The organism is Streptomyces sp. AA4, from assembly GCF_000158875.1.
Lineage (GTDB): Bacteria > Actinomycetota > Actinomycetes > Mycobacteriales > Pseudonocardiaceae > Amycolatopsis.
Genome location: NZ_GG657746.1, coordinates 467961 through 484864, shown reverse-complemented (window position 1 = coordinate 484864; position 16904 = coordinate 467961). Strand labels below are relative to the sequence as shown.

17 protein-coding genes are annotated in these 16904 nt (G+C 70.2%); 5 read left to right on the top strand and 12 right to left on the bottom strand.

Annotated elements, in window-relative coordinates; genetic code table 11:
* The first annotated feature begins 36 nt into the window (after positions 1-36).
* Positions 37-582 (top strand): DinB family protein, encoded by a 546-nt coding sequence (locus SSMG_RS02415; protein ID WP_009072448.1) that lies wholly within the window; start codon positions 37-39, stop codon positions 580-582.
* Here SSMG_RS02415 and SSMG_RS02410 read toward each other — a convergent pair.
* On the bottom strand, positions 515-1162 hold the full coding sequence (locus SSMG_RS02410) for a rhomboid family intramembrane serine protease (RefSeq protein ID WP_009072447.1): 648 nt from the start codon (positions 1160-1162) through the stop codon (positions 515-517). The two genes, SSMG_RS02415 and SSMG_RS02410, sit on opposite strands and share 68 nt — an antisense overlap.
* A 128-nt stretch (positions 1163-1290) precedes the next feature.
* Here SSMG_RS02410 and SSMG_RS02405 point away from each other — a divergent pair, with 128 nt between their 5' ends.
* Both SSMG_RS02405 and SSMG_RS02400 read left to right on the top strand, forming a co-directional pair.
* A complete protein-coding gene (locus SSMG_RS02405; RefSeq protein WP_009072445.1) occupies positions 1291-2736 on the top strand; it encodes an aldehyde dehydrogenase family protein in 1446 nt (481 codons plus the stop codon).
* A gap of 5 nt (positions 2737-2741) precedes the next feature.
* Positions 2742-3194, top strand: coding sequence for a GNAT family N-acetyltransferase (locus SSMG_RS02400; RefSeq protein ID WP_234392797.1), 453 nt, complete (start codon positions 2742-2744; stop codon positions 3192-3194).
* Here the strand turns inward: SSMG_RS02400 and SSMG_RS02395 are convergent.
* The 4 genes from SSMG_RS02395 to SSMG_RS02380 form a co-directional block, all read right to left on the bottom strand.
* A complete protein-coding gene (locus tag SSMG_RS02395) occupies positions 3182-4645 on the bottom strand; it encodes an FAD-binding oxidoreductase (protein WP_009072441.1) in 1464 nt (487 codons plus the stop codon). The two genes, SSMG_RS02400 and SSMG_RS02395, sit on opposite strands and share 13 nt — an antisense overlap.
* Positions 4646-4745: 100 nt before the next feature.
* Positions 4746-5435: a maleylpyruvate isomerase family mycothiol-dependent enzyme gene (locus tag SSMG_RS02390; RefSeq protein ID WP_009072440.1), complete on the bottom strand. Its 690-nt coding sequence runs from the start codon at positions 5433-5435 to the stop codon at positions 4746-4748.
* A gap of 14 nt (positions 5436-5449) precedes the next feature.
* Entirely contained in the window at positions 5450-7156 is a 1707-nt protein-coding gene (locus SSMG_RS02385; protein WP_009072439.1) for a GMC oxidoreductase, read from the bottom strand.
* Between the two features lie 138 nt (positions 7157-7294).
* Entirely contained in the window at positions 7295-8473 is a 1179-nt protein-coding gene (locus SSMG_RS02380; protein WP_009072438.1) for a GuaB3 family IMP dehydrogenase-related protein, read from the bottom strand.
* A 132-nt stretch (positions 8474-8605) separates the two neighbouring features.
* On the opposite strand from SSMG_RS02380, the gene SSMG_RS02375 reads away from it, so the two are divergent.
* Positions 8606-9841, top strand: coding sequence for an MFS transporter (locus SSMG_RS02375; protein WP_009072436.1), 1236 nt, complete (start codon positions 8606-8608; stop codon positions 9839-9841).
* Positions 9842-9934: 93 nt separating this feature from the next.
* Here the strand turns inward: SSMG_RS02375 and guaB are convergent, their stop codons facing one another.
* Entirely contained in the window at positions 9935-11446 is a 1512-nt protein-coding gene (gene guaB / locus SSMG_RS02370) for an IMP dehydrogenase (RefSeq protein WP_009072432.1), read from the bottom strand.
* Between the two features lie 148 nt (positions 11447-11594).
* Between guaB and SSMG_RS02365 the strand changes: the two genes are divergently transcribed.
* Positions 11595-11981, top strand: coding sequence for a DUF5319 domain-containing protein (locus SSMG_RS02365; RefSeq protein ID WP_199785759.1), 387 nt, complete (start codon positions 11595-11597; stop codon positions 11979-11981).
* A gap of 118 nt (positions 11982-12099) precedes the next feature.
* Here the strand turns inward: SSMG_RS02365 and SSMG_RS02360 are convergent, their stop codons facing one another.
* The 6 genes from SSMG_RS02360 to SSMG_RS02335 all read right to left on the bottom strand — a co-directional run bounded on the left by SSMG_RS02360 (position 12100) and on the right by SSMG_RS02335 (position 16816).
* On the bottom strand, positions 12100-12393 hold the full coding sequence (locus SSMG_RS02360; RefSeq protein ID WP_009072426.1) for a hypothetical protein: 294 nt from the start codon (positions 12391-12393) through the stop codon (positions 12100-12102).
* A 64-nt stretch (positions 12394-12457) separates the two neighbouring features.
* Positions 12458-13393, bottom strand: a complete 936-nt coding sequence (locus tag SSMG_RS02355) for an anti-sigma-D factor RsdA (protein ID WP_009072425.1) — start codon at positions 13391-13393, stop codon at positions 12458-12460.
* A complete protein-coding gene (locus SSMG_RS02350; RefSeq protein ID WP_009072423.1) occupies positions 13394-13966 on the bottom strand; it encodes a sigma-70 family RNA polymerase sigma factor in 573 nt (190 codons plus the stop codon).
* Positions 13967-14288: 322 nt separating this feature from the next.
* Positions 14289-14885 carry a response regulator transcription factor gene (locus tag SSMG_RS02345; protein WP_020662719.1) on the bottom strand — a complete coding sequence of 199 codons (597 nt, stop codon included), beginning with the start codon at positions 14883-14885 and terminating at the stop codon, positions 14289-14291.
* Positions 14886-15016: 131 nt separating this feature from the next.
* A complete protein-coding gene (locus SSMG_RS02340) occupies positions 15017-15904 on the bottom strand; it encodes a hypothetical protein (RefSeq protein WP_009072420.1) in 888 nt (295 codons plus the stop codon).
* 9 nt (positions 15905-15913) lie between these two features.
* Positions 15914-16816, bottom strand: a complete 903-nt coding sequence (locus SSMG_RS02335) for a MerR family transcriptional regulator (protein ID WP_009072418.1) — start codon at positions 16814-16816, stop codon at positions 15914-15916.
* Positions 16817-16904 lie beyond the last annotated feature (88 nt).

Here is a 16904-nt window from a genome sequence, read left to right as displayed (position 1 = left end):
ACAGCAGCTGTCCGCGAACCTGCTTACGGTTCCCGCATGACCAATGACTGGACCAACGAACTGACCGAGCAGCTCGACTGGCACTGGCAGCACCACGTGCGCCCGAAGCTGGAGGGGCTCACCGACGACGAGTACCTGTGGCAGCCGGTCGCGGACTGCTGGACGGTGCGTCCCCGCACGAGCGAAAACGATCCCGGCACCGGCGACTTCACGGTCGATTTCTCGTTCCCGGAGCCGACCCCGCCGCCGGTGACCACCATCGCGTGGCGGCTGGCCCACGTCATCGTGGGCGTGCTGGGCATGCGCTCCGCGTCGCACTTCGGCGGGCCGCCGATGACCTATCAGGACTTCCCGTACGCGGGCTCAGCCGACGAAGCGCTGAAGCAGCTCGACGACGGGTACGCGACCTGGATCGCCGGCGTACGCAGCCTCGACGCCGAAGCGTTGGCTCGGCCGTGCGGTCCGGCTGAAGGGCCGTACGCGGAGCTGACGATGGCCGCGCTCGTCCTGCACATCAACCGAGAGATGATCCATCACTGCGCGGAGGTCCTGCTGCTGCGCGACCTTTACCGGAACCGGTGACCAACAGCCCCAGCGCGATGCCGAGCAGCGCGGGCATGCCGTGGTTGTCGTGCAGCACCGTGTCGAGCACAGCCAGCGGCACGATCAGCAGCGCGGCGAGGTACAACCCCTGAGGCGGCTCGGCGGCGCGCGCCCGCCACACCACGACCGCGAGCGCGCCGAGCAGCCCGGCGACGCACATCGAGTTGCCGGCCCCCACCGGGTTCAGCCAGACGTAGCTGAGGAACTGGCCGAACAGTCCGCAACCGAAGTACAGGACGAACCAGGAGACGCGGCCGAGGCACCATTCCGCGAACGTGCCAACCACGGCCAGAGCGACCAGGTTGAAGAGGCCGCCGAGCAGCTTGCCGTCCTGGAAGAACATGCCGGTCAGCAGCCGCCACCACTCCCCTGCGTCGATCGTGGTGGCGTCGCGCTTGAAGCGGTCGAAGAGCGACGGGTCCGCGAGCTGGGCGACGAGCGCGACCGCGGTCACGAGGAACACCGCGCCGGTCAGCACCGGACGGCGCGGTGTTCCGACGCGCGCGAAGAAGATCCGCAGCGGGCTTTCGGACCAGCGAGAGGCCACCGAATTGGTCATGCGCTGAAGATATGCCGGACGAATGCCGGAGACCCCCGACAAATGTCATCCCGGCACCGGGACAGACGCCACAATCGAAGGACCGAGTCCGGCGTGCCGGGCCTGGCGCTCCCTAATACCTTGAGCCCATGGACACGATCACCCCACAGCCGCGGGCCGCGTGGATCGCCGGGCAGGCTGAGCAGGGCGCGAGCACCCTCGTGGTGCACCACCCGTTCGACGGCAGCGAAGTGGCGACGGTCGCGGTGCCCGGCGCTGACCAGGTGGAACGGGCGGTGGCCGCGGCGGCCGCGGTCGCGAAGGAGTTCCGGCGCACCCCCGCGCATCAGCGCGCGGCCGCGCTGGAGCACGTTTCGCGCGGGATCGCGCTGCGGGCCGAGGAACTCGCCGAGGTGATCACGGCCGAGAACGGCAAACCGCTGAAGTGGGCCGAGGCCGAGGTGAAGCGCGCGGTGTCGGTGTTCCGGATCGCGGCCGAGGAGGCGCGCCGGTTCAGCGGCGACGTGCAGCGCCTCGACGCCGACCCGTCCGGCGACGCCCGGCTCGCGCTGACCCGCCGGGTGCCGCGCGGACCGGTGCTCGGGATCGCGCCGTTCAACTTCCCGCTGAACCTGGTGGCGCACAAGGTCGCGCCCGCGCTGGCGGTCGGGGCACCGATCATCGTCAAGCCCGCGCCGCGCACCCCGTTGTCTTCGCTGGTGCTCGGCGAACTGCTCGCCGAGACCGACCTGCCGGAGGGCGCGTTTTCCGTGCTGCCGCTGGGAAACGAAGAGACTCAGGCACTCGTTGCCGACCCGCGGCTGCCGGTCGTGTCGTTCACCGGTTCAGGCCCGGTCGGCTGGTCGATCGCGGACGCGGCGGCGCGCAAGCACGTCGTGCTCGAACTGGGCGGCAACGCCGCGGCGGTCGTGCTGCGGGACTGGCCGGACGTCGAGGGCGCCGCGCAGCGGATCGCGACGTTCGGGAACTACCAGGCGGGCCAGTCGTGCATCGCGGTGCAGCGGGTGATCGTGGACGCGGCGATCGCGGAGGAGTTCGTGCCCGCGCTGACCGAGGCCGTAGAGGCGCAGCAGACCGGCGACCCGTATGACCGCAACACCGACGTAGGCCCGGTCGTCGACGAGGCAGCCGCGGAACGGATCATCGCGTGGGTCGACGAAGCGGTGGCCGGTGGCGCGCGGGTGCTGACCGGCGGAACCCGTTCGGGCGCCACGGTTGCGCCGACCCTGCTGACCGACGTGCCCGCGGAGGCCAAGGCCTGGTCGGAGGAAATCTTCGGACCGGTGCTGGCAGTGTCCATTGTGGACGGCGTGGACGAGGCTTTCGCTTCGGTGAACGCGTCCGCTTATGGGCTGCAGGCCGGGGTGTTCACCAGTGACGTGCAGCTGGCGTTCCACGCGTCGGCGGAATTGGAAGTCGGCGGCGTGATCATCGGCGACGTGCCGTCGTACCGCGCGGACCAAATGCCCTATGGCGGCGTGAAGGGTTCCGGCGTCGGCCGGGAAGGCGTGCTGTCGGCGATGAACGACCTGACCGAGGAACGGGTCACGGTCTTCACCGGAGTCGACCTCTGACCACAGTGGACCTGCGCCGGGCAACGGCCGCTGACGCACGCGACCTCGCCGACGTGTGGCTCCGGTCGTTCTCCGCCGCGCTGCCGACAGTCCGCCGCGCCCATGACGACGAGGCGGTGCGCTGGTGGTTCGCGAATATCGTCGTGCCGCAACAGGAAACCTGGGTCGCGGTCGTCGAGTCCACCGTGGTCGGTCTGCTCGTGCTCGAGGGTGCGGAGCTGTCGCAGCTTTATCTCGACCCTCCGCGGCGCGGGCACGGAATCGGCGACCGACTGGTCGACTTGGCCAAACAGTTGCGCCCCGACGGGTTGACTCTCTGGACGTTCCAGATCAACGAGCCAGCGCAACGGTTTTACCGCCGCCACGGTTTCGCCGCGGTCGAATACACCGACGGGCAGCGAAATGAAGAGGGCGAGCCAGACGTGCGTTACGTCTGGCCCCCACCTCAGGCCGATTGAGCGAACTTGAAAACCCCATTGGGGTCGTATTTCTTCGCCACCTGGTCCAGTCGAGCGGCATTATCGCCGTAGTAGGCCGACTTCCAATCCGGCAGGTCCGGGTCGATGTAGTTCACGTAGCCGCCGCGTGCGCCCGCGTCCGCCAGCCCGGCGACCACAGTGGACACTGACTTGCGCGCACTGTCCTGGCTGCTCGCCGTGGCCGGGGCGTAAACCTGAATGCTCGCCAGTGCTTTCCGGTGCGGGAATGCCGTCGCAGTAGGCGCGATTTGGCCCACCGCGCCGCCGAGGCCGTCGATCAGCAGGTCCATTCCCTTGTGCCCGGAAGCGAGATCGGCGATCTTCCCGCCGTCGACCGGGTCGGTGATGATGCGCGACGACGCCACGAATGTCTGCCGCTCGGAACTGCCGGAGAAGTAGTTCATCGCCGCGCCGTAGCCGAGGGTTTTCATCGTGCGGCTGGACGGCGTCACCGAAAATCCGCTGAGCGCCGACGTCAAACCCGCTGAATTGCCTACGTACGCGCCGCCGACCCGGCAGGACCCGTTCGGACCGCCGGAAACCACGCAGTTCGACCACAATTCGGGTGGAGCGCTCGGCAGCCAGCGCTGCCACGCGTCGACCACGTCGCCCGCCGAACCGGACGGGAATTTCAGCGAGAACACCGTGACGGTCGGCGCTTCCACCGTCGTGAAGGTAAACGATGTGACCACGCCGAAGTTTCCGCCCCCGCCGCCGCGCAGCGCCCAGAACAGGTCGTCGTCCGCTTGCGCGCTCACCGTGCGCAGTTTGCCGTCCGGCGTGACGATCTGCGCGGACTGCAGCCGATCGCAGGTCAGGCCGTATTTGCGGGTCAGTACGCCGATTCCGCCGCCGAGCGCGAGCCCGGCGATGCCGACAGTCGGGCACGAACCCGCGGGCAGGCAGCGACCCGCTTTCGCCAGTTCCGCATAGACGTCGCCGAGTTTCGCACCCGCGCCGATCACCACCTGGTCGCCCTGGACGTCCACGCCGGCCATGCCGCCGACGTCGATGACCAGCCCGCCGTCCGGCGCGGAATACCCGGCATAGCTGTGCCCGCCGCTGCGCGCGGCGAGCGGGACCCGGCCGCCGGCCGCTTCGACGCAGGCCTGCACGTCCTCCGGCTTCACGCATTTCGCTACCGCCGCGGGGTTACGTCCGTCGAAAAGCGGATTGAAAGCCCGCTTCGCGGTGGCGAAACCGCCGTCCCCGGGCAGCACGAGGTCGCCGGAGAGCTTGCCGCGCAACGCGTTCCAGTCCGGCGGCCCGGACGGCTTCGCGCTGGTGCTCGGCGGTACGGACGCTCTCGTCGTCGGGCTGGTCTGCGGCACCGTCGGTCCCGGTTTCGCCGTGCAGGCCGCGGCCACCGCGCCGACCGCCGTCAACCCGGCGGCGCGCAAGAACGTCCTTCTCCCGACTGTCATGTTCATTCAGACGCCTCAGACCACGGGTCGGTTGCGAAAAGCACGGTCGGCAATGCCCCGAAAGGGGGGTGCGCGCCTGGTCTGCGCGCACGGAAAGCCAGCTGAATCAGAGCAGCGGGGCCATGTCCGGCACCGGCCCGGAAAGCGCCGACGCGTCGCCGCGGCCGGTCAGCCAGGCCAGGACCGTGCCCGGCGTACCGGTGACGAGGTCGCCGCCCTCGCCGAGTTTCCAGGTGCGGACGCCATCGGTGAGAAGGAACGAGGGCAGCGGACGCGGGCACATCCGGATCAGCGTCGCGACCACCGCGTCGAGATGGTCTCCGAGCAACGCGGTGGCGCTGTCGAAATCGTGGCCGGCGTCGAGGTCGACGAGGTGGATCGTGGTCTCGGACAGCCGCAGCGTGAGCACGTCCGCGCCGGTCAGCTCACCGCCGTGCCGGTGCCGGATGGGTGCTGCCCAGGCCTCGTCCGACAGCCGTGCGGCGTGGTCGGTCAGCCGCTTCCCGGACGCCGCCAGGTCGGCCACGATCTCCGCCGGAGCACGGCCGGCACCGGCCTCGATCTCGTCGTCGCGGGCGTTGCCGGGGCCGTACATCGGCCGTTCGACCCCAGTTTCGGCCCAGGTCAGCAGGTTGCCGAGGGCGTCGGCGTTGCGCGCGAGATGGGTGAGCAGATGCGCGCGCGTCCAGCCGGGCAGCGCGCTCGGCTCCCCGAACGCCGAGGCCGGCATGGCCTCGGCGATTCGCACCCACTCGTCGTGCAGTTCCCGGATCCGGTCCAGCGCCGCGGTAGTCACCGGACGATCTTAGGTCAGCGACGCAGTGCGGCGGGCGCGTTCGCCGGAACCGCCGGGTTTTTCGGCGCGACCGGCTCCATCCGGGCATATCCGGCGCTCTGGTCCGGCCGCTGGTCGGTCTCGCCCTTGTTGGGCCAGAACGAGAACGCGCGCTCGGCCTGCGCGGCGATGGTGAGCGACGGGTTCACCCCGAGGTTCGCGGTGATCGCCGAACCGTCCACAACGGACAGTCCGGGATAGCCGTAAACCCGGTGGTAGGGGTCGATCACGCCGGTGTCGGCGCTGTCGCCGATCGGCACGCCGCCGATGAAGTGCGCGGTGAGCGGGATGTCGAAGACCTCGCCCCAGGTGCCGCCCGGCATGCCGCCGATCCGTTCCGCGGTAAGGACGTTCGCCTCGTGCCCGGCCGGGATGAAGCTCGGGTTCGGCTCGCCGTGGCCCTGTTTCGACGTGTACTTCCGCCGTCCGAACAGGCCGCGCCGCGTGTAGGTGGTGATGGAATTGTCGAGGCTCTGCATCACCAGCAGAATGACCGTGCGCTCGCTCCACCGGTACGCGTTCAGCAGTTTCGCCGACTGCACCGGGTGTTTGACCAGGAAAGCGAGCGCCTGCCGCCAGCGCGGAACTTTCGAAGACCCGTCGGTGGCCACGGTTTGCAGCAGGCTCATCGCATTGCTGCCCTTGCCGTAACGCACCGGTTCGATGTGCGTGTTCTCGTCCGGATGAATCGACGAGGTGATCGCGACCCCGCGGCTGAAGTCCTGCTGGGGGTCCACCGCGGTCCGGGCCGCGCCGATAATGGCTTCGGAATTCGTCCGCGTCAATTCCCCGAGCCGCTGCGACAACTTCGGCAGCGCGGCCGTGTCCTTCATGCGGTGCAACAGGTTCTGCGTTCCCCAGGTGCCCGCGGCGAACACCACCTGCGACGCGGTGACCGTCGTCCGGAACTGCCGTGAACGGGTGCCGGTCTTTTGCAGAGTGATCTCGTAACCGCCGCCGTGCGGGCGCACCGACGTGACCGTGGTCAGCGGAATGACCTGCGCGCCGTCCTTTTCCGCGAGGTACAGGTAGTTCTTCACCAGCGTGTTCTTCGCGCCGACGCGGCAACCGGTCATGCACGAACCGCATTCGGTGCATCCGACCCGATCCGGTCCGGCCCCGCCGAAATACGGGTCCTTCACCGTCTCGCCCGGTTTGCCGAAATACACCCCGACCGGCGTCGGATGGAACGAATCCTCGACGCCCATCTTCTTCGCGACGTCCCGCATCACCACGTCGGACGGCGTGATCGTCGGGTTCGTGACGACGCCGAGCATGCGGCTGGCCTGGTCGTAATGCGGCGCGAGTTCGCTTTCCCAGTCGGTGATGTGCGCCCACTGCCGGTCCTGGTAGAACGGCTTGAGCGGCCGGTACAGCGTGTTCGCGTAGACCAGCGAACCGCCGCCGACGCCCGCGCCGGCCAGCACCATCACGTCGTTGAGCATGTGGATGCGCTGGATGCCGTAACAGCCGAGCTGCGGCGCCCACAGGTAGCGCTTGAGATCCCAGGACGTCTTGGCGAACTCGTCGTCGGCGAACCTCCGGCCCGCCTCGACCACCGCGACGCGGTAGCCCTTCTCGGTCAGCCGCAACGCCGCGACGCTGCCGCCGAACCCGGAACCGACCACGAGGACGTCGTAGTCGGGTTCTTGCCGCGCGGTGGTGGTGTTACTGGCAGTCACAGATAAGAGGGTAACCCTCCGGCGCCCGCCAGACCAGAGGTAAGTTACTGACGAGTTACACCACCTGGGCAAAGTCCGTGAAGGGCTCCTTGAGGGAATCAAATTCCCTCAAGGAGTCCTTCACGGACAACTGGGGCTTCAGCCGCGCACGGTCAGCCCGACGCGCTGGAACTCCTTCAGGTCCGAGTACCCGGTCTTCGCCATCGCGCGGCGCAGCGCGCCGAACAGGTTCACCACGCCCTCCGCGTCCGAGGACGGGCCGAACAGCAGCGTCTTCAGGTCCACCGCGTAGTCCGAGTCCGGGCCGGCCACCACGCGGGAGCGCGGCAGCGACGGGTGGGCCGCCGCGGCGGTCCAGTACAGGCCCTGGCCCGGGGCGTCCGACGCGGTCGCCAGCGGGGCGCCGAGCATGACCGCGTCCGCGCCGCAGGCGATCGCCTTCGCGATGTCGCCCGAGGTCGTGATGCCGCCGTCGGCGAGGACGTGCACGTAGCGGCCGCCGGTCTCGTCGAGGTAGTCGCGGCGGGCGGCGGCCGCGTCCACGATCGCCGTCGCCATCGGGGTGCCGATGCCGAGCACGCGGTCGGTGCTGGTGACGCCCTCGGTGTAGCCGTGGCCGACGATGACGCCCGCCGCGCCGGTGCGCATCAGGTGCATGGCCGTGCGGTAGTCGCTCACACCGCCCGCGATCACCGGCACGTCGAGGCGGCCGATGAACTCCTTGAGGTTGAGCGGTTCCGCGTCGCGCTGCACGTGCTCGGCGGAGATGATCGTGCCCTGCACGACCAGGATCTCGACGCCCGCGGCGATCAGGTCCGGCGTCAGCTCGGCGGCGTGCTGCGGGCTCACCCGCGCGGCCACCGTCACGCCGGATTCGCGGACCGTCTTGATCGCCTCGGTCAGCAGGTCGAGCCGGACCGGCGCGGAGTGCAGTTCCTGCAGCTCGCGCACGACCGCGGTCGGGTCGTCGCTGTCCTCGGCCGCGCGGACGAGGCGGAAGATCGCCTCCTCGACGTTCGAGTGCCGGGCCCACAGCCCTTCGGCGTTGAGCACGCCGAGGCCGCCCAGCTCGCCGATCGCCACCGCGGTGCCCGGCGACACGATCGCGTCCGTCGGGTGGGTGACCAGCGGCAAGTCGAACCGGTACGCGTCGATCTGCCAGGCAGTGGACACCACCGACGACGACCGCGTCCGCCGCGACGGCACGATCTCCACGTCATCGAGGTCATACGCCCGCCGCGCGGTGCGGCCCATGCCGATCTCGACCAGATCCCGCACGTGATGTCCCTTCTCGCGCCTGCCGCCTTCGCGGTCCATTGTCGCGAGTCGGCGCGGGTGACCTGCGCGCGGGGGACCGTTGCGGTGGCGACAACCACCGGTTGTGCGCGCGGTTGTTTGCCACCGGCGCGGGCGGATGGTTGGCTGCCCGGCTGAACGAGGGGGACGGATTTGGCGCTGGGCAAGGACTTTCACCGGCTGTGGCTGGCCTATGCGGTCAGCATCGCGGGCACTTACTTCGCCCTCGATGCCTTCTCGATCGTCGCGGTGCGAGTGCTGCGCAGCAGTGCCGCGCAGGTGTCGTTGCTGGGTGGAGCCGGGCTGGCGGCGGGCTCGCTGGCCGCCCTCCCGCTCGGCCCGTGGGTCGAATTCCGGCGAAAACGACCGGTGCTGGTCGCCATGGACCTCATCCGCTTCGCCGCGCTGCTCACGCTGCTGCCCGCGTACCTGCTCGACCTGCTGACGTTTGCCCAGCTCGTGGCGGTGTCGGTGGTCGTGGCCGCGGCGAACATCGCGTTCACCTCGGCGAGCGGCGCGTATCTGAAATCACTCGCGACTGGTCCAGACCTGCTCATCGCCAACGGCCGGTTCGAGACCACGCTCTGGACCGCGACCGCGCTCGGCCCGCCAGCGGGTGGCGCGGCGATCGGGTTCTTCGGCCCGCTGGCCACGGTGCTCCTGGACGCCGTCAGCTACCTGCTGTCGGCCCTCTCCCTCTCGACGATCCGCACCCGCGAGCCGCAACCAGCCCGCCCCGCCGCCTTCCGCGCCGCCGACCTGGTCGAAGGCTGGCGCTACCTCTTCCGGCACGCCCGGCTGCGGATGCTGTTCCTCAACTCCTGCCTGGTCAACGGCCTGATCATGGCCACCGCACCGGTGCTCGCGGTGCTGCTGCTCGGCGAACTCGGTCTGCCGACCTGGCAGTACGGGCTCGCGTTCGGCGTCCCGTGTCTCGGCGGCCTGGTCGGTTCCCGGCTCGCGCGCCGGCTGGTGCCGCGTTACGGCCGGGTGCGGTTGCTGCCGATCCTCGCCACGATCCGGACCTGCTGGGTCGTGCTCCTGGCGTTCGTGCCGCCCGGCATCGGCGGGCTGTTCTGGGTGATGGCGGTGGAGTTCGGCCTGATCGTCTGCGCGGCGGCGTACAACACAGTCCTCGCGACGTACCGGCTCGAGGAAACCGAAGACGGCTACGTGAGCCGGATGCTGTCCGCATGGCGGATCAGCGGCAGCGCCAGCACCGCCGGGCTGACGCTGTTGTGGGGCTTGGTGGCGGCGTGGCTGGGCACGCGCGGCGCGCTCGGGCTGGCGGGCGCGTTGATGCTGGCGACGCCGTTGCTGCTGCTCGGGTGGAACCGCGCTCAGAACGAGACGCGCGCGGTGGAATCGGTCCGCAGCACGGATTCCTGAGCGAAGCTGTCCGGGAAGCGCATTCGCCCGCTCCCCTCGCCGTCGATTGGAGATCCAGGGTGGCGGCAAGACGGAGCGGGCGAACCGGGTCGATCAGCGGGTCGTGTAGTTCGGTGCCTCGACCGTCATGGTGATGTCGTGCGGGTGGCTTTCCTTCAGCCCGGCCGCGGTGATCCGGACCAGCTGCCGCTCCTGCAGTTCCGCGATCGTGCGCGCCCCGGTGAAGCCCATGCCCGAACGCAGCCCGCCGATCAACTGGTGGACCACGTTCGACAGCGGCCCGCGGAACGGGATGCGGCCTTCGATGCCCTCCGGCACCAGCTTGTCGTCGGAGAGCACGTCGTCTTGCGCGTAGCGGTCCTTGGAGTACGACTTCGCCTCGCCGCGCGACTGCATCGCGCCCAGCGAGCCCATGCCGCGGTAGACCTTGAACTGCTTGCCGTTGACCAGGATCAGGTCGCCCGGCGACTCCGCGGTGCCCGCGAGCAGGCTGCCCAGCATGACGGTGGACGCACCCGCCGCGATGGCCTTCGCGATGTCGCCGGAGTACTGGATGCCGCCGTCGCCGATCACCGGGATGCCCGCCGGACGACAGGCCAGGTCCGCCTCGTAGATCGCGGAGATCTGCGGCACCCCGACCCCCGCAACGACGCGCGTGGTGCAGATCGAGCCCGGTCCGACGCCGACCTTCACCCCGTCCGCACCGGCGTCGACCAGCGCCTGGGCTCCGGCCCGGGTGGCGACGTTCCCGCCGACGATGTCCACGGTCTCGCCGAGTTCCTTCTTCAGCAGCCGCACCGCGTCGATGACCGCCCGCGAGTGGCCGTGCGCGGTGTCCACCATCAACACGTCCACGCCCGCCTCGGCCAGCGCCATCGCGCGCTTATGGCCATCGGCACCCACGCCGACCGCGGCGCCGACGATGAGGCGGCCGTCCGGGTCCTTCGAGGCCTTCGGGTACTGGTCGGTCTTCACGAAGTCCTTGACCGTGATCAGTCCGCGCAGCTTGCCCGCCCCGTCGACGATCGGCAGCTTCTCGATCTTGTGCCTGCGCAACAGCCCCAGCGCGGCCTCCGCGGTGACGCCGACCTGCGCGGTCACCAGCGGCGTCCGGGTCATGACCTCGCTCACCAGGCGCGTGTGGTCGACCTCGAACCGCATGTCGCGGTTGGTGATGATGCCCACGAGCGCGCCCGAGGCGTCGGTGACCGGGACGCCGGAGATCCGGAACCGCGCGCACAGCGCGTCGACTTCGGCGAGCGTGTCGTCCGGGGAGCAGGTGACCGGGTCGGTGACCATGCCCGCCTCGGACCGCTTCACGACCTCGACCGCCGCCGCCTGTTCCTCGATCGGCAGGTTGCGCTGCAGCACGCCGATGCCGCCCTGGCGGGCCATGGCGATCGCCATCCGCGCCTCGGTGACCGTGTCCATCGCGGCGGAGACCAGCGGAACGTTGAGCTTGATATTGCGGGTGAGCTGTGTGCTCGTGTCCACCGCGCTGGGCACCACGTCCGATTCCGCGGGCAGCAGCAGCACGTCGTCGAAGGTCAAGCCGAGCATCGCGAACTTGCTGGGCACTGCGGGGGTGATGCTTTCGCTGGTCATGAGGGGCGAAGGGCCTTCCTGGCGGGAGTGGGCTGGAGTCGCGGGCAGCGGTGCCTGGCGTGGGCCGAGGGTGGTCGGGCCTTCCCCTCATGATATCCGGGCCGGGGCCCTGGCCCGGGCGGGTGGCCCGGCGGGTAGCGTGCAGGCCGTGCCGCACGATGTGTTGCCCCCCGATCCGTTCGCGGACGACCCGGACGATCCGGCCCGGGCCATCCCCGACCCCGACGACCACCTCGAAGAGCCGATCAGCGCGGACGAGCGCACCGAGCTGCTGGCCGACCTGTCCGACCTCGCCGTGTACCAGGCCCTGCTGGAGCCTCGCGGGGTTCGCGGCATCGTGGTCGACTGCGGTGAGTGCGACGAACCCCACTACCACGACTGGACGCTGCTGCGCGCGAGTCTGGAGCAGCTCCTGTCCGACGGCCGGATGCGCCCGCACGAGCCGGCCTTCGACCCGAACCCGACCGACTACGTGAGCTGGGACTACTGCCGCGGTTTCGCGGACGGGGTCACCGCGAACGAAAGCGCGTACTGAGCGTTCCCCAGCAGTGAAAAGAAGGTCCTGGTGAGGTTGGCCACCAGGGCCTTCTTGGCGTGCGCGGAGTTGTCCACAAGGGTTGTCCACAGGGATGTCGACTTGTGGACAGCCTGGGTCAGGGCCGGGGTTTCCCGTTCCTGGCCTGGGCGATCATCGCTCGCTCGGTCAGGTCCGGCCACGGTGGACGGCGCACCACGGCCAGCGTCGACAACGCCGCCGCCACGAAGCCGGTGCACACGGCGATCAACGAAATCCGGCCCTGATCGACCGCCGGCGTCCACGTCACGCCGTCCTTGTTGATCGCGTACAGCCCGACCGCGCGCCCCGGCCCGCCTCGGCGGCCTTGCCGGGCGACCGTGATCAGCACCGTCCCCTGAGACGTCTCGTAGGGCTCTCCGAAAACCAGCACCGTGCCTCCCCCGTCGAGTACGAAAAAGGTCCCGGCACTGTTCGTGCCGGGACCTTCGGGAAACCTAGGAGCCGCTGGTGCCGTTCGGGGCCTGCACCCCTTGCGACGACTCGTTGCGCGGGCTGCTGCCCGTGCCCGGATCGTTCGGGGTGGCGCTCGGCGACGGCGGCGGCGAACTCGGCGTGGACGTGACCGGCGGCAGCGGCGTCACCGAGGAGACCGGCGGCGGGTTGTTCGTGTGGCCGGTGCCGGGCAGCGACGTCGACTGGCCGGGCGGCTGCGCCGCGCTGCTGACCGGGTCGTGCACCGGCGGGACGGCGGGCGACGACGACGTCTGCCCGGTGGGCGGAGCCGTCGGCTGGCCGAGCTGGGCGGCCAGTTCGCGGTGCTGCTGCAGCAGCTGGTTGCGGTTGTCCGCGTCGGTGACCTGGGTGAGCGCGGCCTGCGCGTCGGCGAGCGCGCGCCGGGCGTCCGCGAGCCGGTTGTCGGCCAGCGCCAGGTTCGCCTTCTCCAGGTCGAGCTTCGCCGCGGCGGCGGCCTCGACGGAGCGGGCGTGGTCGGCGTAGAGCACCTTCGTGAGGCCCCACAGCGTGTCGCCGGGCTGGGCGTCCCGGGCGGCGAGCCCGGTGCCGGTGAAGGCGATCGCGGCGGCGGCGCACGCGGCGGCCACCGGCACGAGATAGCGGCGGCGCCGGCCGCGGCTTTGGTATTTGCGCGCCAGCGTGGCGGTCTTCACCGTGGTGACCGCGGTGTCGACGTCGACCAGCTCGGCGAGCGGCTCGCTGTCGATGTCGCGGCGCCACGCGAGCAGCAGCGCGTTCAGTTCCTGGTCTCCGAGCCCGTCGGCGACAGCCGGATCGGTCCCGCCGAGCGCGTCGAGGAGCGCGTCGTCGGCCTGGATGGCCGTGAGGTCGCCGTCGGCTTCCGCTTCGTACCCGGTCAGGCCGCTGGCCTGCGCGGAAGGTGACAGGTCTCTGTCCCGGTCTTCGCGATCGGTCACTCAGATCACCTCCTCGGCGGCAAGCACCTTGCGCAGCCGGGCGAGCGCCCGGTGCTGGGCGACGCGGACGGCGCCCGGCGTGGAACCGACGGCTTCCGCCGTCTCCTCCGCCGACAGTCCGACCACGACCCGCAGAACGACGATTTCCCGCTGTTTGTCCGGCAGCACCTGCAGCAACTGCGCCATCCGCTCGTTCAGCTCACCCTGCAGGGCACGTTGCTCCGGGCCGACGCCGCCCTCGATCTCGTCGGGGATCTCGGCGACCGGCTCCGCCCGGTTGCGCGCCGCGGCGCGGTGCGCGTCGGCGACCTTGTGCTGGGCGATGCCGTAGACGAACGCCAGGAAGGGGCGGCCCTGGTCACGGTACGAAGGCAAGGCCGTAAGCACCGCGAGACACACCTCCTGCGCAACGTCGTCTGCCGAAGCGAACGAACGCTCCTGCCTGCCAACCCTGGCACGGCAATACCGCACCACAAGGGGACGAATGGCGGCCAGCAATCGCTCGACTGCCTGAGGGTCTCCCTCGACAGCGGCGGCGACCGGCTCGTCCAGTCCATCCCCCACAGTGGCCATCGCAGACAACAGTCCCAGCGTTACGTGTAGGCGTGCAAAGAATCCGGCGCGTGGTCGTCCCCGTCCAGCGCCGGTCACAGCTACCGTACCGTCGGAGTCCTACCAGACAACCGCCAGAGGTGGTGACCGGCGCGCCGGAGGCGGCCGGGCGGCGATTGTCGCAGGCAGACGGGCTGGGGCAGTGCCGTCACGCGGTGGGGACGCGGGCGAGGCACGAGAGCAGGGGCCAGGACAACAGGTACGGGCCAGGGCTTGCTGCCCTGGCCCGTTCGTCACCGCGGGAACCGGATCGGAAGTCCCGTTTTGGCTTGCTCGTCCTCGATCAGGACACGAGGCCGCGGCGGAAGCCGTGCGCCACGGCCTGCGCGCGGTCGCGGACGCCGAGCTTGCGGAACAGCCGCCGCGCGTGCGTCTTGACCGTGTCCTCGGAGAGATACAGCTCACGGCCGATCTGGCCGTTGCTCTTGCCCTGGCTCATGCCGCGCAGCACCTGCAGCTCGCGCTCGGTGAGCTGCACGCCCGGGTCGGACGGCTGCCGCGGCGCGGGCACCGAGGTGCTGGCCAGGGTGTGCGCCAGCGCGGCGACCAGTTCGGGCCGCGAGGCGTCCCAGCGCAGGTAGCCGCGCGCTCCGCCGGCGATGGCGGCCGCGATGCTGCCCGCGTCGTCCGGGGCTCCGAAGACGATGACATTCGCCTGGGGGTTCGCGGAGACGAGCCGGCGGGTGGCCTCGACGCCCGTCGGGACCGCGCGTTGCGTTCCCACCAGCACGACGTCGACCGGCTGACGGGTGTACCGGGCCAGCAGCTCGTCACCGTGCGCTACGCAGTCGATGCGACTGACCCCAGGCACCGCGGACATCACACGGGTGAGCCCTTCGCGGACACTGCGTCGGTCGTCGCAGATCAAGACCGTCGTCACGGGGTTTCCTTCCTGCAGCCGGGTGACATTCCACTTCCCCTATCGGACGCTTTAGCCCGAACCTTGACACGATCCGGTGGCTTTTTTTGAAGTTTCTTAGCCCGGATGCCGGAACGCGCGTTCCCGCAGGCCTACCCGGGTCTGACGGGCACCCACGGCGATTCGTGTGCGATGCGCATCACGCAAGGATCCGCGTGCCGTAACACTGCGTGCAACACCTGATGGCTCCTGAATCGATACTCCTCTGCCCCGCCGGGGTCCAGATCGGCGGCAACGCGGGTGGCCACCCAACTAAGTGAATCCAGCTCATATTTTTCGGCGTCCGCGGCGGCCGCGAGGACGAGTTCGCGCGCACCGTCCTGTCCGGCGGCGAGCAGGGCGACACCGAGGACGATGCCGGACTTCACGATGTGTCGCCGAGCGTGACGGGCGACGGCGGTCTCGTACGCCAGCCGGGCCGGAGCGACGGCCGCTTCCGGGTGTCCGTCGGCGAGTTCGATCTCGGCGCCCACCCAGCCGCCTCGAATATTCGCGCGCCAGCGGCGGTCGGCCTGGGCGGCCCGGATGGCCAGGCGGCGGGCGGCGGAGATGCGGCCGAGGGCGAGGTTGTCGGCGGCCAGGCCGAGGAGGGCGTCGGCTCGGGCGCCTTGGCGGTCCAGTCCGTGCGGGTCTTCCTGTGCCGCTCCCCCGCTGGCGGCCCGCGCTGGGGTCGGTGCGGGCGCACCGGCGTCGCGCAGCCCGATCTTCAGCAGAGCTTCCCCGTCCAGCTTCCGCGCCGCGACGTGTGCGCCCAGCTGCCGCCGATGCGACGCGAGCGTGCTCGCCGCCAGCGAGGCCGTCAGCGGATCCCGGCCGCGCCGAAGCGGGTCGAGCAAGTCCGCGGCCGCCGCGTACCGGCCGCGCGCGCCCAGCACGATCGCCGCCAGGAGGCGCTCTCTTGGCGAGCCGTCGCGAGGTATCGGATCCGACGACCCGGCGTCCGAGCCGAACGCGAGGGCAGTCAGAGCTTCTTCGTCCACCCGACCTTTCTAGCGTGGAGCACCGACAAGAACGTGCTCCACGCGGTCGGCCGCCGCGGAAAGATCCGCCAGCAGCTCGACCTTCGGCGGCAACAACGCCGGCTCCCATCCAGGCCCGCAAGCGAACAGCCGAGTCCGCTGCCGTCCGCGAGACACGCGCGCGAAGAGCCGCGGGTCCGCGTCCGCCCGATTCGCCCACAGCACCACCGCGGCAGGCGCGCTTCGCCGCACCGCTACCGCCAGCACTTCTTGCGGCAGCGCAAGGCCGAAGAGTTGCGCGCCGATCCGTCGACCCGCGAGAGCCGCAGCGAGCGCGTACACCGGCATGTTGTCCCGCTCATCGGGCACGCACGCGATCAGGACCGGCCGTTGGTTGCGAGGCTGGTCGAGGACTGGCGTCGCGCGCACTAAGGCCGCGTACACGCACTCAGCGAGCAGGTACTCCACTTCCGCACCCGCGTGCACGCCTCGCCATCGCGCGCCGAGCGCGGTGAGGACCGGGTCGATCACGCCCGACCACGCCTGAAGCACGCCTAGCTCGCTGATGGCGTCGACAAGCATTCGCTGTACCGCGCCGACGTCCATGGCCAACGCAGCGGTACTCAGGCGACGCGCGAGCCGCGAAGGGACTTCGACGTCGTCAGCCGCCTTCGTCTCCGTCGCCTCGGCAGGTTCGGCCGGTGCTGGCACGAAGTCCGCGCGCGGCATCTGCTCCAACGCGTACCGCGCGGCCTCCGCCGTAGAAGCGCCGCGAAGGAGCGCGCGCTGCATAAGTTCGAGACGGCCGATGTCGGAGCTGCCGTAGCGGCGATGTCTGCCGTCGGTGTGGCGACTGGGACCCAGGCCGTAACGGCGGTCCCAAGTACGCAGGGTGGACGGCGCGACACCGAGCCGACGGGCGACCGAGGCCACCGGCAGGGTGGGTTCTCCATCGCCTGATCCGGATCCCACCCGGTCAATATCCAGCCCGCTCGCGGTAACGGCAACCCGAGCCAAAAGC

Coding starts and splice junctions, on each gene's coding strand:
- SSMG_RS02405 (WP_009072445.1), top strand. CDS start 1,291: ATGGACACGATCACCCCACAGCCGCGGGCCGCGTGGATCGCCGGGCAG.
- SSMG_RS02415 (WP_009072448.1), top strand. CDS start 37: ATGACCAATGACTGGACCAACGAACTGACCGAGCAGCTCGACTGGCAC.
- SSMG_RS02410 (WP_009072447.1), bottom strand. CDS start 1,162: ATGACCAATTCGGTGGCCTCTCGCTGGTCCGAAAGCCCGCTGCGGATC.
- SSMG_RS02395 (WP_009072441.1), bottom strand. CDS start 4,645: ATGAACATGACAGTCGGGAGAAGGACGTTCTTGCGCGCCGCCGGGTTG.
- SSMG_RS02380 (WP_009072438.1), bottom strand. CDS start 8,473: ATGGACCGCGAAGGCGGCAGGCGCGAGAAGGGACATCACGTGCGGGAT.
- guaB (WP_009072432.1), bottom strand. CDS start 11,446: ATGACCAGCGAAAGCATCACCCCCGCAGTGCCCAGCAAGTTCGCGATG.
- SSMG_RS02350 (WP_009072423.1), bottom strand. CDS start 13,966: ATGGCCACTGTGGGGGATGGACTGGACGAGCCGGTCGCCGCCGCTGTC.